General features: G+C 55.1%; 22 protein-coding genes. 16 read left to right on the top strand and 6 right to left on the bottom strand.

Annotated elements, in window-relative coordinates; all coding sequences use genetic code 11:
• Nucleotide 1: 1 nt before the first annotated feature.
• Nucleotides 2-823 carry an enoyl-ACP reductase FabI gene (gene fabI, locus DSM117340_RS07600; RefSeq protein ID WP_089890868.1) on the bottom strand — a complete coding sequence of 274 codons (822 nt, stop codon included), beginning with the start codon at nucleotides 821-823 and terminating at the stop codon, nucleotides 2-4.
• 104 nt (nucleotides 824-927) lie between these two features.
• On the opposite strand from fabI, the gene pdxH reads away from it, so the two are divergent.
• The 3 genes from pdxH to DSM117340_RS07585 all read left to right on the top strand — a co-directional run bounded on the left by pdxH (nucleotide 928) and on the right by DSM117340_RS07585 (nucleotide 2,700).
• Nucleotides 928-1,533 (top strand): pyridoxamine 5'-phosphate oxidase, encoded by a 606-nt coding sequence (pdxH, locus tag DSM117340_RS07595; protein WP_089890871.1) that lies wholly within the window; start codon nucleotides 928-930, stop codon nucleotides 1,531-1,533.
• A gap of 151 nt (nucleotides 1,534-1,684) precedes the next feature.
• On the top strand, nucleotides 1,685-2,200 hold the full coding sequence (locus tag DSM117340_RS07590; RefSeq protein ID WP_271437033.1) for a cold shock domain-containing protein: 516 nt from the start codon (nucleotides 1,685-1,687) through the stop codon (nucleotides 2,198-2,200).
• A gap of 14 nt (nucleotides 2,201-2,214) precedes the next feature.
• Nucleotides 2,215-2,700, top strand: a complete 486-nt coding sequence (locus tag DSM117340_RS07585; RefSeq protein ID WP_271437034.1) for a DUF192 domain-containing protein — start codon at nucleotides 2,215-2,217, stop codon at nucleotides 2,698-2,700.
• Nucleotides 2,701-2,788: 88 nt separating this feature from the next.
• Here DSM117340_RS07585 and DSM117340_RS07580 read toward each other — a convergent pair whose 3' ends face one another.
• The 4 genes from DSM117340_RS07580 to DSM117340_RS07565 form a co-directional block, all read right to left on the bottom strand.
• Nucleotides 2,789-3,868: a dihydropteroate synthase gene (locus DSM117340_RS07580; RefSeq protein WP_089890877.1), complete on the bottom strand. Its 1,080-nt coding sequence runs from the start codon at nucleotides 3,866-3,868 to the stop codon at nucleotides 2,789-2,791.
• 12 nt (nucleotides 3,869-3,880) lie between these two features.
• Nucleotides 3,881-4,828, bottom strand: coding sequence for a 5,10-methylenetetrahydrofolate reductase (locus DSM117340_RS07575; RefSeq protein ID WP_089890880.1), 948 nt, complete (start codon nucleotides 4,826-4,828; stop codon nucleotides 3,881-3,883).
• Between the two features lie 27 nt (nucleotides 4,829-4,855).
• On the bottom strand, nucleotides 4,856-5,152 hold the full coding sequence (locus DSM117340_RS07570; protein ID WP_089891656.1) for a virulence factor: 297 nt from the start codon (nucleotides 5,150-5,152) through the stop codon (nucleotides 4,856-4,858).
• Between the two features lie 171 nt (nucleotides 5,153-5,323).
• Nucleotides 5,324-7,201 (bottom strand): PhoX family phosphatase, encoded by a 1,878-nt coding sequence (locus tag DSM117340_RS07565; protein WP_089890884.1) that lies wholly within the window; start codon nucleotides 7,199-7,201, stop codon nucleotides 5,324-5,326.
• Nucleotides 7,202-7,382: 181 nt separating this feature from the next.
• Between DSM117340_RS07565 and DSM117340_RS07560 the strand changes: the two genes are divergently transcribed.
• Complete coding sequence (locus DSM117340_RS07560; protein ID WP_089890888.1) at nucleotides 7,383-8,495, top strand: Ppx/GppA phosphatase family protein; 1,113 nt, start codon at nucleotides 7,383-7,385, stop codon at nucleotides 8,493-8,495.
• Between the two features lie 14 nt (nucleotides 8,496-8,509).
• A complete protein-coding gene (locus DSM117340_RS07555; RefSeq protein ID WP_089890891.1) occupies nucleotides 8,510-9,223 on the top strand; it encodes an RlmE family RNA methyltransferase in 714 nt (237 codons plus the stop codon).
• Nucleotides 9,224-9,226: 3 nt separating this feature from the next.
• Here DSM117340_RS07555 and DSM117340_RS07550 read toward each other — a convergent pair whose 3' ends face one another.
• A complete protein-coding gene (locus DSM117340_RS07550) occupies nucleotides 9,227-9,394 on the bottom strand; it encodes a hypothetical protein (protein ID WP_177170664.1) in 168 nt (55 codons plus the stop codon).
• A 192-nt stretch (nucleotides 9,395-9,586) separates the two neighbouring features.
• On the opposite strand from DSM117340_RS07550, the gene glpD reads away from it, so the two are divergent.
• The 11 genes from glpD (at nucleotide 9,587) to proB (ending at nucleotide 20,183) form a co-directional block, all read left to right on the top strand.
• Nucleotides 9,587-11,110, top strand: a complete 1,524-nt coding sequence (gene glpD, locus DSM117340_RS07545; protein WP_089890894.1) for a glycerol-3-phosphate dehydrogenase — start codon at nucleotides 9,587-9,589, stop codon at nucleotides 11,108-11,110.
• 23 nt (nucleotides 11,111-11,133) lie between these two features.
• Nucleotides 11,134-12,612 carry a glycerol kinase GlpK gene (gene glpK, locus DSM117340_RS07540; protein WP_089890896.1) on the top strand — a complete coding sequence of 493 codons (1,479 nt, stop codon included), beginning with the start codon at nucleotides 11,134-11,136 and terminating at the stop codon, nucleotides 12,610-12,612.
• Between the two features lie 40 nt (nucleotides 12,613-12,652).
• Nucleotides 12,653-13,912 carry a Zn-dependent hydrolase gene (locus DSM117340_RS07535; protein ID WP_218140878.1) on the top strand — a complete coding sequence of 420 codons (1,260 nt, stop codon included), beginning with the start codon at nucleotides 12,653-12,655 and terminating at the stop codon, nucleotides 13,910-13,912.
• 101 nt (nucleotides 13,913-14,013) lie between these two features.
• Complete coding sequence (locus tag DSM117340_RS07530; RefSeq protein WP_271437035.1) at nucleotides 14,014-14,865, top strand: DUF2059 domain-containing protein; 852 nt, start codon at nucleotides 14,014-14,016, stop codon at nucleotides 14,863-14,865.
• On the top strand, nucleotides 14,862-15,653 hold the full coding sequence (locus DSM117340_RS07525) for a hypothetical protein (protein WP_089890903.1): 792 nt from the start codon (nucleotides 14,862-14,864) through the stop codon (nucleotides 15,651-15,653). Before DSM117340_RS07530 ends, DSM117340_RS07525 begins: the two co-directional genes overlap by 4 nt.
• Before the next feature lie 234 nt (nucleotides 15,654-15,887).
• Entirely contained in the window at nucleotides 15,888-16,505 is a 618-nt protein-coding gene (locus tag DSM117340_RS07520) for a 50S ribosomal protein L21 (protein WP_089890906.1), read from the top strand.
• 21 nt (nucleotides 16,506-16,526) lie between these two features.
• Nucleotides 16,527-16,796, top strand: a complete 270-nt coding sequence (gene rpmA, locus DSM117340_RS07515; RefSeq protein ID WP_089890909.1) for a 50S ribosomal protein L27 — start codon at nucleotides 16,527-16,529, stop codon at nucleotides 16,794-16,796.
• A gap of 75 nt (nucleotides 16,797-16,871) precedes the next feature.
• Complete coding sequence (locus DSM117340_RS07510) at nucleotides 16,872-17,462, top strand: LysE family translocator (protein WP_089890912.1); 591 nt, start codon at nucleotides 16,872-16,874, stop codon at nucleotides 17,460-17,462.
• 12 nt (nucleotides 17,463-17,474) lie between these two features.
• Nucleotides 17,475-18,014 (top strand): GNAT family N-acetyltransferase, encoded by a 540-nt coding sequence (locus tag DSM117340_RS07505; RefSeq protein WP_089890914.1) that lies wholly within the window; start codon nucleotides 17,475-17,477, stop codon nucleotides 18,012-18,014.
• A 31-nt stretch (nucleotides 18,015-18,045) separates the two neighbouring features.
• Entirely contained in the window at nucleotides 18,046-19,083 is a 1,038-nt protein-coding gene (gene obgE / locus DSM117340_RS07500; RefSeq protein ID WP_089890917.1) for a GTPase ObgE, read from the top strand.
• Nucleotides 19,071-20,183: a glutamate 5-kinase gene (gene proB / locus DSM117340_RS07495; protein WP_089890920.1), complete on the top strand. Its 1,113-nt coding sequence runs from the start codon at nucleotides 19,071-19,073 to the stop codon at nucleotides 20,181-20,183. Before obgE ends, proB begins: the two co-directional genes overlap by 13 nt.
• The last annotated feature ends 11 nt before the right edge of the window (nucleotides 20,184-20,194 follow it).

Below are 20,194 nucleotides of genomic sequence, written 5' to 3'. Positions count from 1 at the left end.
CTTAGTCTTTGCGACCAGTCACAACGTCAATGTCAGGCGCATCGACGGCTTTCATCCCGACAACATGGTAGCCTGCATCAACGTGAAGGTTTTCGCCTGTCACGCCTGATCCAAGATCAGAGAGCAGATAGAGCGCAGATTTGCCGACATCGTCGATTGTCACGTTTCGGCGCAGCGGTGAGTTGAGCTCGTTCCACTTGAGGATGTAGCGGAAATCGCCGATGCCTGACGCAGCAAGTGTCTTGATCGGGCCAGCCGAGATCGAATTGACGCGGATGCCGTCTTTACCGAGGTCTTCGGCGAGATATTTGACCGAAGCTTCCAGAGCAGCTTTGGCGACGCCCATGACGTTGTAATGCGGCATGACCTGTTCGGCGCCGTAATATGTGAGCGTGATGGCGGAGCCGCCCTCAGACATCATCTTCTCGGCGCGCTGCATGATCGCTGTGAAGGAATAGACCGAGATGTCCATTGTCATGGTGAAGTTATCGCGGCTCGTCTCGACATAGCGGCCGCGCAGCTCGTTTTTGTCGGAAAAGCCGATGGCGTGCACCACAAAGTCAAGCTGGCCCCATTCGGCTTTGAGCGTTTCGAAAAGCGCATCCATCGAGGCTTCGTCTGCGACATCGCAAGGTACAACAAGAGACGATCCAAGCTGTGCGGCTAAAGGATTGACCCGCTTGAGCAGGGCGTCGCCTTGATATGAGAAAGCTAACTCGGCGCCCGCATCGGCGCAGGCCTTAGCGATCCCCCAAGCAATCGACTTGTCGTTTGCAAGGCCCATGATAAGCCCGCGCTTGCCTGCCAAAAGCTGATTTGACATCTATATCTCCGCCCTGATGAACAATTGTTAATGAGTTATTGACGTCTTTAGGCGATTGCCTAGGGTGCTTCAAGTCTCAGGGCTTGAAAGGCAAAGGAAATACCATGACAGACAGAACAGGACTCTTTGCTGGCGATGATCCGTTTGCGATTGCTCAAACGTGGTTGAGCGAGGCTGAAACTACAGAAGTCAATGATCCCAATGCGATAGCTTTGTCGACTGTGGATCCAGACGGGCTGCCCAATGCGCGGATGGTTCTGCTCAAGGAGATCGAAGCGGATGCTTTTGTGTTTTACACCAACTATGGCTCAGCAAAGGCTCAGGAATTGGATGCAGCGGGCAAGGGCGCTTTTGTAATGCATTGGAAGTCTTTGCGCCGACAAGTGCGCGTGCGCGGGCTGATCAGTAAGGTCGAAGGGCCGCAGGCTGACGCCTACTACAAGTCGCGTTCCCTGAAGAGTCGTTTGGGGGCTTGGGCGTCGGATCAATCGCAGCCGTTGAGCTCTAGAACGAGCCTAATGGCCAAGGTTGCAAAGATCACGGCAGAAAAAGGCACGAATCCCGAACGGCCGCCGTTTTGGGGCGGGTATCGTATTGCGCCGCTTGAAATTGAGTTCTGGGCAGATGGTGCTTTTCGGTTACATGACCGATTTCGCTGGCGGCGGGCAGATATTGGATCCGCTTGGGAAATACTGCGTTTAAATCCGTGATTTAGCTGTTCTGAGTATTTGGCAATATCAAGCGATTAAACGTGTTATTTCACATTATTTTTCGAAAATTGTACTTTTTTGGTTGAATTAATCAACCGTTTACCCGCATGAAACGTATGGGGATGGAGTGTAATGGACAGGAAAGTAAATTTTGATAGTGGAAGACGTATTGTTAGTTCGCGGCAGCGTGAAGTGGTTTGATCCCGTAAAGGGATTTGGCTTCGTAGTTGCTGATACAGGCGGACCAGATATCTTGTTGCACGCCAACGTGTTGCGTAACTTCGGGCAAAATTCGATCGCTGATGGCGCTCGGATCGAACTGAGTGCGCAGATTACAGAACGCGGCGTACAGGCGATAGAAGTGCTTGAGATCGAGCCACCAGTAAACACTGGCGAGCCGGCACTGGCTGACTTTGAGGATATTGACCCTGCGATCATCGCGGCGGCCACTCTCGAAGCCGCACGTGTCAAATGGTTTGATAAAAGCAAGGGTTTTGGCTTTGCAAATGTCTACGGCAAGGACGATGATGTGTTTGTACATATCGAAGTGCTCCGCCGCTCAGGCTTTGCTGACCTTCAGCCAGGCGAAGCGGTTGCGATCAAAGTGATTGATGGCAAGCGTGGGCGCATGGCAACGGAGGTTTGCTCTTGGGAAAGCGCGATCTAAACCTAAAGACGCCCATGAAAACGCAAGGGGCGGCCATATTGGCCGCTCTTTTCTTATATTTAATGCTTGGTGTCAGTGCTTTGGCTGCAAAGTGCAGTAACGATACTGTTGAGTTGCGCGGACCTTGGGGCACGGCCCGCTTTTCCATAGAAATATCAGATACGGAGCGCGAGCGCGCTATTGGTTTGATGTATCGTGAGAGCCTGCCGCGTGGAGCAGGGATGTTGTTCGTCTACGAGGCACCTGCCGAACTGGCCTTCTGGATGCGGAATACGTTCATTGAGCTTGATCTCTTGTTTGCAGATGAAACAGGGCGCATCATTCACATTCATAATCGCGCACAACCCCTTGATGAATCATTGATTAATAGCAATGGGAAGGCGCTAGCCGTACTGGAGATCAATGGTGGATTGGCCGCGCTCTATGGCATCAATGTCGGAAGCGAAATGCGCCATGTAGCCTTTGATCAAACCTCCGCAGCTTGGCCTTGTGACTCCTAAACGAACCTATTTGGGCTTTTGACAGGGAGCAAAAAAAAACGCCCCAGCAGTGAGCCAGAGCGTTTTTAGGTTTAAAGTTTTAAGGGGGTTAGCCGCGACGGCGTCCACCTGTGCGGCCCGCGCGGCCACGGCCTTCTTGGCCCGCTTTGGGGGCAAGACGGTTGAAGTTAATCCACGCTGCTCCACCTTCATCATTGTTGGTGAGGAAGTTGGCAGCACGAATGGCCTCCATTTCCTTGCCTGCGCGCGGCTTCGTTGAGCCAAGGCCGAAGAGCTGACAGAAGGTTTCGTCATCCATATCTGCGGGAAGAACAAGACCAGAGGCCTCAACTTCGGCGCGCTTTTCAGCGATTTTGGTCGGGCCAACAGGAATGGCTACAGGGTTCATAATTGCCGATGTCATGCCCGCAGTGATCGCCATAGGCAAGAAGGCGTTGTTGATACCGTGACGGTTTGGCAGGCCAAAGGAGATGTTGGAGGCGCCACAGGTCGTGTTTACACCCAACTCTTCGCGCAAGCGGCGCACGAGCGTGAAGACCTGGAGCCCAGCCGTACCCATTGCACCGATGGGCATAACGAGCGGATCGACCACGATATCATGCGCAGGGATGCCGAAATCAGCAGCGCGTTCTACGATCTTCTTGGCGACGGCGAAGCGCACATCGGGGTCTTCGGAAATGCCTGTATCGTCATTTGAAATGGCCACAACGGGCACATTGTACTTTTTCACGAGCGGCAGAACGAGCTCGAGGCGCTCTTCTTCGCCAGTCACAGAGTTCAGCAACGGGCGGCCTTCTGCGGCGGCGAGGCCAGCTTCAAGTGCGCCAGGAACTGAGCTGTCGATGCAGAGCGGAGAATCTGTCACCTCTTGAACCTTTTCAATCAGCTCGCGCATCAGCGTTGGTTCAACAAAGTTGTTGTCTGCATAGCGGGGGTCTTCGGCCATTTTGCCAGAGAATACAGCGCCCGAGTTGATATCAAGGATGGTTGCGCCAGCCGCAACTTGGGCGATGGCGTCGGCCTGAACGCGGGTAAAGTCGCCGCGCTCAAGCTCTTCATTGAGCACTTTTCGCCCTGTTGGGTTGATGCGCTCACCGATCACTGTGAACGGCTGGTCAAAACCGATGATCGCGGTTTTGGTTTTGGATTCGACGATTGTTCTGGTCATGTCTGCGCTTTCTTATGCTTGGTTTGCTAGGGCGTTCGCAGGTACGCCGGAAGCGCCGCCGTTGTCCGTTGCCCACGTAGCGTTTGTTTTGATGCCACCGAGCGGGAAGAAGTGGACCTGCTCAATGTTAAAGTCGGGATTGGCCGCTTTGTGAGCGGCAAGTTCTGCCAGAACCTCTGTTGGCTCGTAGGGCAGAAGCAGTTTGGTGACATCCATCGCACGCTTTTGCAGCACTTTGAGAGATGGGCCGACGCCACAGGCGATGGCGAATTTGATCAGCGTTTGTAGTTTGGCGGGGCCAGCGATCCCGATATGGACGGGGATATCAACACCTGCGGCTTTGAGGCCATTGGCCCATTCGATGATGGGGCCAGCTTCAAAGGCAAACTGTGTGGCGAGCGCCATTTTGGCATCGGTGCGCTCAGAGAATTTCTGTTTCCATTGGAGCGCTTCTTCGACGTTTTTGTGGGAACCGTCTTTGTCGATGTCTTTGTTGCCTTCTGGGTGGCCCGCGACGTGAAGGCGCGTGAAGCCAGCTTTGTCAAAAAGGCCGCTTTCGAGGAGCTGCATTGAAGAATGGAACGCACCATGCGGTTTGTCGACGCCGCCTGCAAGGAGGAGCGCTTGTTTCACGTTGGCTTCGCCTTGATACATCGCGATCCAATTGGCGAGCATCGCTTCGTCGTGGATAATACGAGCTGGAAAATGCGGCATCACATCAAAACCTTCGGCATTGATGCGCGCAGCTGTTTCGACCATTTCTTCAATGGGCGTGCCTTCGATATGTGCGATATAGACGCGTGTCCCGGCTGGTAGGATTTCGCGGAAATCCTCGACTTTGGATGCGGTACGCGGCATCACCTCGATGGAGTAGCCTTGCAGGAAAGCTTCCATCTGGGCAGGGTTGGCCGAGGCGGTGGCTGTGTCAGCCGTTTTTTTGCGGAAATTAAGCAGTGCCATCATGGCCTCCCTGATGTTCATGAGCGTCTAAGCCCAGCCTTCGTTTGCGATCAGCGCTTTGATGCGCTCCTTGTCGTATTCTGCATCTATACGTGCCGCCTCTGAAGCGGCGATGTCGTCAGGCTCGCCTTCGACTGTGAAAGGCTCGGCCTTGCGCCATTCTGCCATGTAGGCGTCGCTGTCTTCTGCGCCGATTTTCATAGCGGCACGGTCGATCGCCTGCTCGAAGCGCTCGGGTAGGGGGGCTTTGGAGCCACGGCGGCCTTTGCCAACGATGACTTGGGCCGGAATGTCGCGCCAGTAAACGATTGTGACGTCGGGCATGTATGATTCCCTTTCCTCTTTGATGATCAGGTCTAAAGGACGCGTGACGCCCCGCAGCGCCCATTTTCGACTTTGCGGCGCATTTGAGCGACCTTGCGCATATTTCATGACAAAAATGAACAGGGGCGCCGCTTGGACGCCCCTGAAAAATCTTCATGGTTTTGATGAGGATCAGCCGATGATCCCACCATCTTCGCGGCGCACGGCAATAATGGCCGAGCGCGGGACATCGTTCATGTCGGGCCAATGGCTGCCACCGTCTTCGCCTGGGTGCTGTATTCCAACAAACATTGTACGACGATCAGCGGACCATGACAGCCCTGTGACCTCGCATTCGTTGGGACCAACAAGAAAGCGGCGGATCTCGCCAGTTACAGGGTCGCCCGCGAGCATTTGATTGTTCCCCTGACCTGCAAAGTCATCTGCGTTGGAGTAGTTTCCATCAGTTTGGATCCAGAGCAGGCCAGCCTCGTCAAAGGCAAGGCCATCAGGAGAGTTAAACATATTCCCTGAAGAGAGGTTGTCGGAGCCTGCGCGAGCGTCTTGGTGGACATCTGGATTGCCCGCCATCACGTAAAGATCCCATGCGAAGCCGTTTGAGGTGTGATCGCCTGCGTTGGGCTTCCAGCGGACAATCTGGCCAAACTTGTTGGCTTCGCGCGGATTGGGTCCGCCAACAGGCGTTATATCTCCGCCAGCGTTAGGCTTGATCCCACGGTTTTTGTTGTTTGTCAGCGCGCAATAGAGCTCTGGCGCGTTGGGGTTGGTCGCAACCCATTCGGGTCGGTCCATTGTGGTTGCACCGACTTTGGACGCGGCTTGGCGGGTGTGGATGCAAATCTCGGCTTTGCTCATGCCCGTTGTGGCTTCGGATAACTCAAGCCACTCGCCTGCGCCTGTGTCGTGAAACTTGGCAGCATAGAGCGTACCATTGTCCATTAGGTCATCTGTGTCTACGCCAGGTGCATAGACATTGTTGGAAACGTAGCGGTAAAGAAACTCGCCCCGCTCGTCATCGCCCATGTAGATCACAAGCTTGCCATCGTTATTGACCACGCATTCGGCATTTTCGTGTTTCATGCGGCCCAGCGCACTTCGCTTTTTGGGGGTAGAGGTCGCATCGGTCGGATCAATTTCGACGACATAGCCTGCGCGGTTGGGCTCGTTAGGGTTTTGGGCGACATCAAAGCGTGTATCGACTTCTGCCCAGCGGTAGCCCCAGTCTTTGGCGGAGATGCCGTAGCGCTTAAGGTCTGCTGACACTTCATGGGCTTCGTCCTCGGCGGAGAAGTAGCCGTTAAAGTTTTCTTCACAAGCCAGATAAGTTCCCCAGGGTGTCACGCCGTTGCCGCAGTTGTTCCATGTGCCTTGTACCTTCGTTCCTGTAGGGTCAGCGTCTGTCTTGACGAGGTCGTGGCCAGCGGCAGGGCCTGTAAGCAACATCTCTGTTTGAGGCGTAATTCGGCGGTTGTAAGGGCTGTCTTTAACCATCTGCCAGCCGTTTTCACCATCTGCCAGTTCTACAACAGTGACACCGTGAGCCATCATCCCTTTGAGAATTCCGTCTGCATCGGGGCCTGCGTCTCCACGATCGCCCCAGATAATGTCACGGTTGGTGTATTCGTTGTTCACTACCAGCAGCGTGCGGCCAGCATGGGAGAAGATATCCATGCCATCGGTGTTGTCACCAAAGGCGCGTGCTTGGCTGGCGGCAGTCCCGCGCGTCAGGGGGTCAAATTCGGGCGTGTCAGAAAAAAGCGGGTCGCCCCAGCGGGCAACGATCTCTGTTTTGAAGCCTTCCGGAACGGTGATGGTGTCAGCCGTGCTTGTCGAGATCGCCTCAAATGCAAAGCGTGAGCCATCGGCGCGCGCGGTGGCGGGCAAGACGCCGCCAGTAAGTGCTGTGACCGAGCCGAGTGCGAGGATACCGCCTATAAAGCCGCGGCGAGACAGGGCGCGCTCGACCACGTGGTCAAACTCGGGCTCCAGAAGGCGCGGGTTTACGACTTCATCAAAGTCATCAAATGAAAGGGTGTGGTTTTTTGTCATGGGTAAGGCTCCTGCAGCATTTACCTAGATTCGTTGCGCCGAAGTGGGCGTGTGTCTTTATTGATTGGCCTCTGTGACAGGCGAATGAAGGGTTTGTGACGTTGGTGTGAGACGTGAAACCCCTTGCAGAAGGTTGGTGTGCAGCATAGTTTGAAGCCAACACGAAATGGAGGGCGTAACAATGACGCCCAAGCGTCCCAAAGGTGCGGGCGCTCCCTTGAAAACGGTTGAGAGCCCCGCGCCGAAACCGCTCGATTCTGGCCCGCTGTATGCGGCGCTGGATCTGGGCACGAACAGTTGCCGTATGCTGATTGCCCGACCGTCGGGCAGCCAGTTTCATGTGGTGGACAGCTATTCTAAATCTGTGCAACTCGGGCTTGGCCTTGAGAGCACGGGGAAGCTGTCGCGTAGCTCTATGCAGCGCACGATTCAGGCGTTGAAAACCTGTCAGCAGAAATTGAAACGTCATAAGGTGCGAAAGATGCGCCTTGTGGCGACAGAGGCCTGCCGCCGCGCTCAGAATTCTGCCGAGTTTCTTGCCAAAATCAAACGCGAAACGGGACTGGTGCTAGATATCATTCCTGCGGAAGAGGAAGCACGGCTCGCGGTGATTTCTTGTGCACCTCTTGTGAGCCCGAAGACCGAGCAGTTGCTTGTCGTTGATATTGGTGGCGGTTCGACCGAGCTGGTCTGGATTGATCTGTCTGACGTGCCCAAAAAACAGCGCGCCAAGGCGATTATGCGCATGCACCGAGGCTTTAGCCATCAAGTCGGGAATGAGCCTGTGGCCAAGGTTGTCGATTGGATTTCTGTGCCATTGGGCGTGGCCACGCTTAAGGATCAGTTTGAAGATGTTGAGGACGATGCCGCGCGCTTCGCTTTGATGAGCTGGTTTTTTGAAGAGAATCTTGCTGATTTCACGCCTTATCAAGATGTGCAGCAGCGCGAACGCTTTCAGATTGTGGGGACATCGGGCACTGTAACAACCGTGGCGGCGAGCCATCTGGGCCTCAAGCGCTACGACCGCACGAAAGTGGACGGGTTGCGGATGAACTCTGAGGAAATTGATACGGTCATTCGCGACTACCTTGCGCTTGGACCAGAGGGGCGCAGGCTTGACCCGCGGATCGGGCAGGACCGTCAGGCGTTAATTATGTCGGGGAGCGCTATTTTGCAGGCATTGCTGCGCTGCTGGCCGACGGATCGGCTTAGTGTGGCCGACCGCGGCCTGCGCGAAGGACTGCTATATGCGCAGATGAGTGCGGATGGTGTCTTGGAGGATGGGCCTTTTTAGGCTAGAGCGAAAACATGGCAAAAAAACCAGACGGAAAAAATACTTCGGGGCGCGGACAGCGTGAGCTGAAAGTCAAAGTCAAGACGGCGCGCGGGCGACGCAGTTCTTCCACGCGTTGGCTCCAGAGGCAATTGAATGACCCTTACGTAAAACGCGCGCAAGCCGAGGGCTACCGCGGGCGCGCAGCGTTTAAAATCATGGAGCTAGATGATAAGTTTGGTTTTCTTGCTCCTGGTGCGCGGGTCGTTGACCTTGGGTGTGCGCCAGGTGGTTGGCTGCAAGTGGCAGTGCCACGCGTGAATGCGATTGGCGAGAAGCCGGGGCCTATCGGCACGCTTTTGGGCGTCGATTTGCAGGTGGTTGAACCAATTGTAGGCTGTGAAATACACCAACTTGATTTTATGGACGACGGTGCGGACGATCAGGTTAAGGAATGGCTTGGCGGTAAGGCCGATGTGGTGATGTCGGATATGGCGGCGTCGAGCTCAGGGCACAAACAAACCGACCACTTGCGTATTATCTCGCTTTGCGAAGCAGCTGCTTACTTTGCGTTTGATGTGCTTGAGGATGGTGGAACCTTTGTTGCCAAGGTTCTGGCTGGGGGCGCGGAAGGCGAGTTGCAGAAGCTATTGAAGCAGAAGTTTACCAAAGTGGTGAACGTGAAGCCACCCAGCTCTCGTTCGGACAGCTCTGAAAAATTCGTTATTGCAACTGGCTTTAGGGGCTAAAGCTCATCTAGAGGCATAAAGGCTTTGCCGTGCGGAGGCGATGAAGCCTTGCACGTCATTCAGCCCTTGCGCTTCTTGGGTTGAAGCTGGGGCTGCTGCTTGCGCCAGATTATGCTGGCGGATCAGCTCAAAGAGCCGCGCGTGGCGCGCAGGTTTTGGAACGCAGGTCATAGGCAGAGCCCTCACAGCTAGATGCCCACACCCAAGCCGATAGCGCTTAACATGTCGCTAAAATGGGGCGAAAATGGTCCCTAACTTTTGTTTTTTTGTGATGTTTTGCCTTTAGGGGATGTTACGTGAGCTTTTCAGCTGGTTTTCATTTGGTGAGTGCGCGCTCATAACAGTGTTCAAAGGGTGGGCGACATGTCAGAGACAATTAGCGATATCTTTATCATTGGTGGCGGTGTGAACGGATGCGGGATTGCCCGCGACGCGGCTGGGCGCGGGCTGAGTGTTACGCTTGTAGAGCAGGGCGATCTGGCGTCCGGTACCTCCTCAGCCTCGACGAAGCTTTTTCATGGTGGGCTGAGATATCTAGAATATTTTGAATTCCGCCTCGTGAAAGAAGCTTTAAGAGAGCGGGAAGTGTTGCTGGGTATGATGCCGCATATCAGCTGGCCGATGCGCTTTGTTCTGCCGCTCAGCAAAGACATGCGCTTTGACGCGGAAACGCCTGCATCAAGACTTTTGGCTGGGCTGATGCCTTGGATGAAGGGGCGGCGTCCAAGCTGGTTGATCCGCCTTGGATTATTTTTTTACGATCATATGGGCGGGCGTAAGGTTTTGGCTGCAACGCAGGCTCTAAAGCTTGTTGGTGCCGTTGAAGGCGCTGTGCTTGACGCGCGCTTTGAGCGCGCCTTTGAATATTCGGATGTTTGGGTTGATGATGCGCGGCTTGTGAGCCTGAATGCGCGGGATGCTGCGGAGCGGGGGGCGAGCATTTTGACCCGTGCCACGTTCGTGAATGCGGAGCGTATCGGCGGGCTCTGGCGGATCACAGTTGCGCGGAACGGTACACAAGAGCAGTATCTTTCGCGCGCGTTGGTCAATGCTGCGGGACCATGGGTGGCGCAGGCCCTGTCCCATGTCAGCACGGATATGCGTGGGCAGATCAGGCTGGTGCGTGGCTCCCATATTGTCGTGCCGAAGCTCTATGACCATGACAAATGCTATTTTTTGCAAGGTGAAGATGGTCGGATCTGTTTTCTTATTCCTTATGAAGATGATTTCACGCTCATTGGGACTACAGATGCAGAGCATGGTGCCGCTGATGAAAAGCCAGAGGTAAGCGCGCGGGAACAGACCTACCTGATTGATTTTGTGAACGGATATTTACGCACCGAGATCACAACTGCCGATATTGTTTGGTCTTACTCAGGAGTGAGACCTTTGCAGGACGATGGTCAGGCCAGCGCCTCTGCTGCAACTCGCGATTATGAGCTGCGGCTTGAAAGAGCAGATGCTGCGCTTTTGACGGTTTTTGGCGGAAAAATAACCACCTATCGTAAACTGTCAGAAGCTGCGGTAGATTTGCTTGTGCCTGCAAGCCGCGCTTGGACAAAGGGGGTCGCGCTGCCCGGGGGGAATTTTGAGCTTGCCGATAAACACGCTTTGGAAGAGCAGGCTGCCGTGAAATATCCGTTTCTGGAGGCGCGAACCGTGCGCCGACTGGTCAGGAGTTATGGTCTGGATGTCTTTGATATGCTTGGAGATTGTAAGGCAGTCGAGGATTTGGGCGCAGGGCTTAGTACGGCAGAAGTAGAGTGGTTGGTCGCGCGCGAGTTTGCGCAGAATGCCGAGGATATTCTCTGGCGGCGCAGCAAGCTTGGGCTCCACATGCCTGCTGAAGGTGTTGCGGCGCTTGAGGCATATCTGGCTGCGCGCTAGGCTTTGCACTGAGGGGGGAAGGCATGAGTTATATTCTGGCGATTGATCAAGGCACGACAAGTTCGCGCGCGATTGTGTTTGATGCAGATATGCGTCCTCAAGGAAGTGCGCAGGAAGAGTTTGCGCAGCATTTCCCACGCTCAGGCTGGGTCGAGCACGCGCCAGAGGATTTGTGGCAAACTGTTTTGCGTTCGTGTGAGGGCGCTTTGCGGGCTGCTGGCATTTCAGCACAGGCTCTTGCAGGAATCGGGATCACCAACCAGCGCGAGACAACATTGCTTTGGGACCGTGCGACAGGAGAGCCGCTCTATAATGCGATTGTCTGGCAAGATCGTCGGACAAGCGATGCCTGTGCAGCGCTGAAAGAGGCGGGGCATGAAGCCCTTATCCGCGCCAAGACGGGACTTTTGCTGGATCCTTATTTCAGTGGAACAAAATTGGCTTGGCTCTTGGACAGCGTGGAGGGCGCGCGTGCGCGGGCTGAGGCAGGGGAATTGGCGTTTGGCACTGTCGATAGCTGGCTCGTTTGGAACCTCACGGGGGGGCGTGTCCATGCGACAGATGCAACCAATGCATCGCGCACCTTGCTCTATGACATTCATGCTGGGGAGTGGAACGAAGAGATTTGCGCGCTTCTGGGTGTCCCGATGAGCCTTTTGCCTGAAGTAAAGGACTGTTCAGCGCTATTTGGGACGACTGATGTATTGGGTGCAACTGTACCGATCTTGGGAATCGCCGGCGATCAGCAGGCGGCTACGATTGGGCAGGGCTGTTTCAGTGCAGGGATGATGAAAGCGACCTATGGCACAGGCTGTTTTGCGCTTTTGAACACAGGGCGAGACGCGGTCGCATCTGAGCACAAACTCCTGACAACGGTCGCCTATCAGCTTGAGGGTGAGGTCACCTATGCGCTCGAAGGGTCAATTTTTGTGGCCGGAGCCGTTGTGCAGTGGTTGCGCGATGGGCTTGGCGTTATCGCCACGGCGGCTGATACGCAGGCCTTGGCGGAATCTGCGGATTGTGCTCAGGACGTTATCATTGTGCCCGCTTTTACTGGGCTTGGTGCGCCGTATTGGAACCCCGACTGTCGCGGTGCGGCTTTTGGGCTGACACGGGCGACTGGGCCTGCGGAGATGGCCCGTGCCGCTCTGGAATCTGTTGGGTATCAAACGCGAGACTTGCTGGAGGCCATGCAGGCGGATTGGGGTGACAACGCTGAGGCCGCTCTGAGAGTGGACGGCGGGATGTGTGCCTCTGACTGGACAATGCAGTTTTTGACCGACATCACGGGGGCCCAAGTCGATCGGCCCAGCATTCTTGAAACGACAGCGCTTGGTGCGGCTTGGCTCGCGGGCCATGCGGCGGGGCTGTACCCAGATCGGGCAGGATTTGCACGGATGTGGCAGCTGGATCGCAGCTTTATGCCTCAGATGAGCGCGGCGCAGCGGGCACAGAAATATGAGCGCTGGCAACGCGCCGTTGCGGCGGCCCAAGCAGTTTAGGGAACAGGCGCATCAAAGCAAATGCGCCATGGCATTATAGATGAACAAGAGGGCCGTGATGGGAATGGGCGACGTATCTATCAATTCAGAACGGCTTTGGCGGCGCCTGATGGCAATGGCGGAGATTGGTGCAACTCCCGGGGGTGGCTCGCATAGGCTGACTTTGACGGATGAAGATGAGGCGGGTCGTCAGCTGTTCTTGGGCTGGTGCGCTGAACGTGGGTATGACGTCCAGTACGATCAGGTCGGTAATATCTTTGTTCGGCGTGCGGGGGGGAACAACAACACCCAGCCTCTGGCGATTGGATCACATTTGGATACCCAGCCTCGAGGCGGGCGCTTTGACGGAATCTTGGGTGTATTGGCGGCGCTGGAAGTGCTTGAGACGCTGGATGACAACGAAATCGAGACAGACATGCCTGTTGATATCGTGGTGTGGACCAATGAGGAGGGCTCGCGCTTTCAGCCTGCAATGATGGGCTCTGGTGTGCATTGTGGAGTACATTCGCTTGAGATGGTGCGCAGCACTCTAGATGACAAAGGGCTGAGCGTGGGGGCGGAGCTTGATCGCTTTGGCTACTCACAGGGGCTTGTGCCGGGGGCCCGGGCGATCGGCCAGTATCTTGAGCTGCATATTGAGCAGGGGCCTGTGCTGGAGGATTCTGGCACTGTGATTGGCGCGGTAAAGGGTGGACAAGCGATCCGCTGGTATGAACTCAGCCTGCAGGGCCAAGAAACCCACGCTGGTCCTGTCCCTATGGCACAACGACGAGACCCTATGCCGGCTTTGGCACGTGTGATTGATCTTGTGTATCAGGTCGGCCTGCAAGACGAGGCCGCACGTTCGACGATCGGCGTGTTAACTGCGCGGCCAGGCTCCATAAATGTGATGCCCGGACGAATTGATCTAACGGTTGATTTGCGGCACCCGCTTGAAACGCGGCTTAAGGAAATGGACGCGGCGTTTCAGGCGGGTCTTGATGATCTTCAAGCTGCGGAGCGCAAGATAGCGATCAGTTTAGAAGAAATCTGGCATTCGCCTGTGGTCTTGTTTGACCATGCTCTCACAGAGGCAGTGCGCCAGAGCGCGACTGGGCGAGGGCTTCCCGTGCAAGATGTGATCTCGGGGGCGGGTCATGATGCTTTTCATATGGCGCGGGCTGTCCCCAGCGCGCTCGTTTTTGTTCCTTGCAGAGACGGGCTGAGCCACAATGAAGCCGAGTACACGAGCCCTGAACACGCAGCCGCTGGGGCGAATGTTTTGCTTGATGTTGCTTTGAGGGTGGCCTGTGCCCGATAGGCGCCGAATTGCCATTTGACACAAAGGCAGCGGGGTTTGCCATTGAACCAGCGCTGCATTTGACTAGGTTATCAGCAAGCGGATCACCCGAAAGGTATGCCATGACGCGTGTTTTTTTCTCCAAGCTCTCGGTCTTAGCTATAGGGGCGCTCTGTGCTGTGGCTCTAATTTCAGTTCAGTCTGGCGCAAAAGCTGAGGCAAATTCAGCGCGCTTGGAAGCCTTTCTTGAAGTTACAGGCTTTGATGTTGCGCTGGAAAGTATGCGTGTCGGCGCTACGAACGCGCCCCAAATTCTGGGCATGGAGGCGCAAGACTTCGGTTTGCAATGGACAGCTCTGGCCGATCAGGTGTTTGAGCCAGCCCTCATTCGTAAAGATGCTAAGCAGCTGTTGGCACAGGCATTGAGTGACGAAATGCTTGCACATGCCGCTGGCTTCTATGCGTCTGATTTAGGGATGCGTTTGGTTGAGGTCGAGAACGCAGCTCATTCTGCAGAAGATGGTGCTGATGACTATGCACGCGGAGAGGCGCTTGTAGCTGATATGGTCGCAGAGGGCAGCGCGCGTCTTGCGCTTCTCAAGCGGATGAACCACGCGATTGATCCCGAAAACATTGGCACGCAAGCAGCACAAGAAGTGCAAATTCGCTTCTTGCTGGCGGCGTCAGATGCGGGTGTGATCAACAGGATTGACGAAGCCACACTGCGCGGCTTGATGGAAGAACAGGCGGCGGAGATGGCTGTTGAAATAGAAGCCTCGGCCCTTGCGAGCGCTGCGCGGATCTATGAGGGCTTTAGCGATGCAGATGTTGAGGCTTATGCAGAAGCCCTCGAAGATCCAGTGATGCAAAAGGTTTATGAGTTGATGAACGGGGTGCAATATGCGCTGATGGCAAACCGTTATGAGAAGCTTGCTTTGCGAATGGCCGAGTTGAGCCCTGGCCAAGAACTGTGAAACTTTTTGGCGCAGCTCTTTTATCTGTCTGGGCGCTGACCGCACAGGCGGACCCTGTTGATGATTTGCTTGAGACGCTGGGATCAGATGCTCTGATCGAGGTATTGCGTGAAGAGTTTCTCGACTATGGGCATACGGTTGGTGAGGCGATGCTGCCTGATGCTGGCGGTGCCGCATGGCGCGATATCCTGAAGCGATTGTATGACCCTTCAATGATGCAGCTGCGTGTCCGGTCGGCGATGGAGGGAAGCTTTGCAGGCGTAAATATTACCGAGCTGCTCACATTTTATCAGTCCGAGCGTGGCCAACGTATTGTTGAAGCTGAACTGGCAGGGCGCAAATATTTGTTGCTTGAGGGGGCGCAGGAAACTGCAGAGGCAGCTTGCTTGGAGCCCGCAGAACGCGCCGAAGCGTTGCTTGAGTTTGCGCAGGTGAATGATCTTTTGGAGCGCAATGTGGCGGGAACTCTGAATTCGGATTTGGCGTTTTACCGCGGATTGATTGAGGGCGGTGTCTTTGAGATGCAGGAGGGGGATGTGCTGGCTGAGGTTCAGGCGCGGATGCCCGAAATCCGCGTCTCGCTGGAGGCTTGGATTTCGGCTTATCTCTGTGCTGCACTTGGCGATTTACCTGAGGGGGATCTGGCGGCCTACATAGCGTTTTCTAAAACTGATGAGGGCGCAGCGCTGAACACTGCAATTTTTGAGGGCTATGGCGCGCTTTCTGAGGACCTGAGCTATGCCATTGGCTTGGCGGTGTCCGTCCAGATGTTTGGAGAAGACCTCTAGAGCCAAATATTTGGTAGATAGCCAACGTATAAGGCAAGTTTCTTTAGCGAACACGCTTGACTTGGAGCTGCGTATTCACGATAAGCGCGCAGCCGGAGGGGGAAACCGCTCCGGATTTATTATTAATGACGTTCCCAAGAGGAACGCGCTGTTCGAGGCGGCGGGGCGAAATTCCCTGCTAAAACACTGCAAACGCAGGGGCCACAGAATGCGGATGATGAAAAGGAAAGACCCATGTTCGCGGTCCTGAAAACAGGCGGCAAGCAATATAAAGTTCAATCGGGCGATGTGCTCCGCGTTGAAAGACTTGCAGCCGATGCTGGTGAAACAATCCAGTTCAACGAAATTCTGATGCTTGGTGGTGATGCACCTGTTGTTGGTGCTCCTATGGTCGACGGCGCAGCCGTTCAGGCCGAAGTGATCGACCAAATCAAAGGCAAGAAGGTGATTAACTTCGTTAAGCGCCGTCGTAAGCACTCATCAAAGCGTACCGTCGGGCACCGTCAGAAGCTCACGCTTCTGCGTATCACTGACATTCTTGCGAGTGGTGGCGATAAGACTGGTGTGAAAGCCGCAATTGGCACAGGTTCAGTGTCTGGCTTTGCAGCGAAAACAGCTGACGAGAAGAAGCCAGCTGCTAAGAAAGCCGCTGCTCCTAAAGCCGCCGCAGCTCCAGCCGCTGCCGGTGACGATCTGACACAAATCACAGGTGTTGGCCCAGCCGCAGCGAAGAAGCTCGTAGCAGCCGGCATCAACACTTTTGCAGACCTCGCAAAAGTAGACGTAGACAGCTTTGACGCAGTGAAAGTGAAACCCGAGTGGGTTGCACAAGCTGCTGATCTGTCGAAGTAAGCGCAGTAGGAGAGAAACGATATGGCACATAAAAAAGCTGGCGGTTCATCCCGTAACGGTCGCGACTCAGCGGGTCGCCGTCTTGGCGTCAAAAAATACGGTGGCGAAGTCGTCATCGGTGGTAACATTATCGTACGTCAGCGCGGCACAAAGTTTTGGCCGGGCGCAGGCGTTGGCATGGGTAAAGATCACACGATCTTCGCCACTGCAAATGGCAACGTGAAGTTCCACAAAGGTCTCAAAGGCCGCACCTTTATTTCGGTTCTCCCGGTGGCGGAGGCCGCTGAGTAACCGGACCTTAAGGTTTTAAGACAAACAAGGGATCGGTGAAGAACCGGTCCCTTTTTCGTATTTGGGAGCTCAAGAATGAGCGTTTCTGTGGCAGCATTTCTCGTCTTTGGGGCGTCTCAGGTGGGCACACCTGGGCCGGCCAATATGGCGCTTATGGCCACGGGCGCGCGCTTTGGCTTTCGCGCGGCTTTGCCTTTCGTGGCAGGTGTGGCTCTCGGCAAACAGCTCATCATTTGGCCGATTGGCTTTGGCCTGATGGAGCTTGCTAAGACGGCACCTTGGGTTTTTGAAGCGCTTAAGTGGGCCAGCGTCGCCTACATTTGTTGGCTGGCTTGGAAAGTCGCAAACATGCGGCTCAGCACGGGCGTATCTAAGGGCACAGCGCCTGGTTTCTTGGCTGGCCTCTGGGTGCATCCTCTTAATCCAAAGGCATGGGCGATGATCACAACCGGGTTTACCAGTTTTACAGCTGCGGGCACGGCGAGCCTTGAAGCCACGCTGACGATCGCTGTTTGCCTACTTGGTTTGCAACTCGTGTTGCATCCTATCTGGGCCTATGCAGGGGATCGGATCGCAACACTTCTGGCGGGGAGGCCAGAAGAAAAATACCTTATGTGGAGCCTTGCAGCTTTGACTGTGGCTTCTGTTTTACTCGTGTTGTTTTAAAGGGGAGAGCGTATGATACATGTTAGAAGTGTCACGCAAGACATTATCAACAAAGATAAATTTGATTTGAGGCCACTTGTGGCTTCTGATCAGGCCATGATCGATCTTTATGCTGGCGACGAACGTGTGGCGCATAATACAAGCCGTATCGCGCATCCGTTGCCGCCAGGTCATACTGAGGCATTTATCAAGCGGGCCCAGAGCGCAGATCGGCTTGAAGATATCTGGGCGATTGACGCCAGCAAAGATGGTGGCCCCAGCCTTACGGGAATTGTGAGCCTGTCGCGGATGGATCGAAACCAATCTGAGATCGGCTATTGGGTGGCACCTGCATTTTGGAACACAGGTATTGCATCGGGGGCTGTTGAAGCTCTGATTGAGGCCAACCCGCAAGGTTGCGAGACGATCTTTGCCTGCGTTTTCCAAGACAATCCTGCATCAGCCCGTGTACTGACAAACCAAGGGTTTGAGTATATTGGCGATGCAGAAACTTTTTGTGTTGCGCGCAACAGCAATGTGGCGACATGGACATACATCTGCAAACTCAGTTGAGCCGCCCAATAGCGGGCGTTAAGGAGACGATATGAAATTTCTTGATCTTGCAAAGGTCTATATTCGCTCCGGCTCGGGTGGCGGCGGCTGTATTAGCTTCCGACGCGAGAAGTTTATTGAATATGGTGGCCCTGACGGTGGCGACGGTGGTCGCGGTGGCGATGTCTGGGTCGAAGTGGTTGACGGCCTCAATACGCTGATCGATTTTCGCTATCAGCAGCATTTCTTTGCCAACAATGGTCAGTCCGGGATGGGCAGCCAGCGGACAGGCAAGGACGGGGACGACGTTATTTTGCGTGTACCTGTTGGGACCGAAATTCTTGAAGAAGACGGCGAGACCGTAATCGCCGACCTGACAGAACTCGGGCAGCGGTTGCGAATCGCCAAAGGCGGCAACGGTGGATTTGGCAACCTTCACTTCAAATCGTCCACAAACCAAGCGCCACGCCGGGCAAACTCTGGCCAAGAGGGTGTTGAGCGTACGATCTGGCTACGCCTAAAGCTAATTGCTGATGCTGGGCTTCTTGGGCTGCCGAACGCAGGCAAGAGCACCTTTTTGGCAGCGACATCTAACGCGCGACCCAAAATTGCTGACTACCCCTTTACCACGCTTCACCCAAACCTTGGCGTTGTTGGAGTCGATGGTGCTGAGTTTGTTATTGCGGACATTCCCGGCCTCATCGAAGGGGCACATGAAGGCGTTGGTCTTGGTGTGCGCTTTTTAGGTCATGTCGAACGCTGTGCTGTACTGTTGCATTTGATTGACGGGACCTCTGGCGACCCCGTTGGCGACTACAAGACGATTATTGGAGAACTGGAAGCCTATGGCGGCGAGCTTGCAAACAAGGCCCGTGTTACAGTGCTCAACAAGATTGACGCTCTGGACGCTGAGGAGCGGGAATTTCTCAAGGATGAAGTTGAGGCTGCGACAGGCACATCGATTATGTTGATGTCCGGTGTGACGGGTGAAGGCGTGACCGATGTCCTGCGGGCGTTGCGTGCCAAAATCATCGAGATGCGAGCCGCGGAGGCAGCGCTCGGCATGGAGGCGGAGCCATGGCAGCCCTAAGCAAAGCACGGCGCATTGTTGTTAAGATTGGTTCGGCCCTATTGGTTGACCCTGCAGCTGGCGGGCTAAAAGCGGACTGGCTTGTGAGCCTCGCAGAAGATGTTGCTCGGATGAAGGCACGGGGGCAAGATGTTGTTCTGGTGTCGTCTGGTTCAATAGCATTGGGGCGCGGGGTGCTTGGTTTGCCACCTGCGGAGCTTGCTTTGGAGCAGTCACAGGCGGCAGCGGCTGTTGGCCAGATTCGCCTTGCGCGCGCTTATGAAGAAGTTTTGCAGCCACATGGAATCATTACAGGTCAAGTTCTGGTGACGCTGGAAGACAGTGCTGATCGGCGCCGCTACCTGAACTCCCGCGCCACACTTGAGCAGCTCTTGAGTCTTGGTGTTGTACCGATTGTGAACGAGAACGACACCGTCGCAACCGATGAAATACGATATGGTGACAACGACCGTTTGGCTGCGCAGGTGGCTGTCACGGTCGGCGCGGACCTTTTAGTCCTCTTGAGTGATATCGACGGGCTTTATACGGCAAGCCCTGCACTGGACCCTTCGGCGACGCGCTTTGATCGTGTTGAAAAGATCACTCCCGAAATTGAAGCGATGGCAGGGGATGCGGGAACAGGTTTGAGCAAAGGCGGAATGAAGACCAAGCTCATGGCGGCCAAGACGGCGACAGGCGCAGGCTGTGAGATGATTATTGCCTTAGGCTCGCCATTGCAGCCGTTGAATTCAATTGAAGAGGGCGCTGCCCATACGCTCTTTGCAGCCGAAGGCGATCCGCAGGCCGCGCGTAAACGCTGGATTGCTTCAATGAAGCCTCAAGGTCGTATTCTGCTTGATGCGGGTGCCGCGAAAGCGCTTGCGCAAGGCAAGAGCCTTTTGCCGGCGGGTGTGACAGATGTGAGCGGGAGCTTCGGACGTGGAGAGCCTGTAGAAATTTGCGACGCGAGTGGCGCAGTGCTTGGGCATGGGCTTGCCCGTTATACTGGCGAGGAAGCGCGTGCGATCAAGGGCCATCAGAGCGACGAGATTGAGGCTATTCTTGGTTATATTGGGCGAGCGGCCCTCATTCACAGAGACGATATGGCACTGACCATCTGAAAGGCTACAAT

Source organism: Lentibacter algarum, assembly GCF_040580765.1.
GTDB lineage: Bacteria > Pseudomonadota > Alphaproteobacteria > Rhodobacterales > Rhodobacteraceae > Lentibacter > Lentibacter algarum.
This window is presented reverse-complemented; position numbering and strand designations above follow the sequence as displayed.

What these genes read in the sequence shown, in the direction of transcription:
- DSM117340_RS07530 (WP_271437035.1), top strand. Translation starts at nt 14,014, where the DNA reads ATGACGCGTGTTTTTTTCTCCAAGCTCTCGGTCTTAGCTATAGGGGCG.
- DSM117340_RS07560 (WP_089890888.1), top strand. Translation starts at nt 7,383, where the DNA reads ATGACGCCCAAGCGTCCCAAAGGTGCGGGCGCTCCCTTGAAAACGGTT.
- DSM117340_RS07520 (WP_089890906.1), top strand. Translation starts at nt 15,888, where the DNA reads ATGTTCGCGGTCCTGAAAACAGGCGGCAAGCAATATAAAGTTCAATCG.
- DSM117340_RS07585 (WP_271437034.1), top strand. Translation starts at nt 2,215, where the DNA reads ATGAAAACGCAAGGGGCGGCCATATTGGCCGCTCTTTTCTTATATTTA.
- DSM117340_RS07565 (WP_089890884.1), bottom strand. Translation starts at nt 7,201, where the DNA reads ATGACAAAAAACCACACCCTTTCATTTGATGACTTTGATGAAGTCGTA.
- DSM117340_RS07535 (WP_218140878.1), top strand. Translation starts at nt 12,653, where the DNA reads ATGAACAAGAGGGCCGTGATGGGAATGGGCGACGTATCTATCAATTCA.
- glpK (WP_089890896.1), top strand. Translation starts at nt 11,134, where the DNA reads ATGAGTTATATTCTGGCGATTGATCAAGGCACGACAAGTTCGCGCGCG.
- pdxH (WP_089890871.1), top strand. Translation starts at nt 928, where the DNA reads ATGACAGACAGAACAGGACTCTTTGCTGGCGATGATCCGTTTGCGATT.
- DSM117340_RS07570 (WP_089891656.1), bottom strand. Translation starts at nt 5,152, where the DNA reads ATGCCCGACGTCACAATCGTTTACTGGCGCGACATTCCGGCCCAAGTC.
- DSM117340_RS07575 (WP_089890880.1), bottom strand. Translation starts at nt 4,828, where the DNA reads ATGGCACTGCTTAATTTCCGCAAAAAAACGGCTGACACAGCCACCGCC.
- fabI (WP_089890868.1), bottom strand. Translation starts at nt 823, where the DNA reads ATGTCAAATCAGCTTTTGGCAGGCAAGCGCGGGCTTATCATGGGCCTT.
- DSM117340_RS07555 (WP_089890891.1), top strand. Translation starts at nt 8,510, where the DNA reads ATGGCAAAAAAACCAGACGGAAAAAATACTTCGGGGCGCGGACAGCGT.
- proB (WP_089890920.1), top strand. Translation starts at nt 19,071, where the DNA reads ATGGCAGCCCTAAGCAAAGCACGGCGCATTGTTGTTAAGATTGGTTCG.
- DSM117340_RS07550 (WP_177170664.1), bottom strand. Translation starts at nt 9,394, where the DNA reads ATGACCTGCGTTCCAAAACCTGCGCGCCACGCGCGGCTCTTTGAGCTG.
- DSM117340_RS07580 (WP_089890877.1), bottom strand. Translation starts at nt 3,868, where the DNA reads ATGACCAGAACAATCGTCGAATCCAAAACCAAAACCGCGATCATCGGT.
- rpmA (WP_089890909.1), top strand. Translation starts at nt 16,527, where the DNA reads ATGGCACATAAAAAAGCTGGCGGTTCATCCCGTAACGGTCGCGACTCA.
- glpD (WP_089890894.1), top strand. Translation starts at nt 9,587, where the DNA reads ATGTCAGAGACAATTAGCGATATCTTTATCATTGGTGGCGGTGTGAAC.
- DSM117340_RS07505 (WP_089890914.1), top strand. Translation starts at nt 17,475, where the DNA reads ATGATACATGTTAGAAGTGTCACGCAAGACATTATCAACAAAGATAAA.
- obgE (WP_089890917.1), top strand. Translation starts at nt 18,046, where the DNA reads ATGAAATTTCTTGATCTTGCAAAGGTCTATATTCGCTCCGGCTCGGGT.
- DSM117340_RS07510 (WP_089890912.1), top strand. Translation starts at nt 16,872, where the DNA reads ATGAGCGTTTCTGTGGCAGCATTTCTCGTCTTTGGGGCGTCTCAGGTG.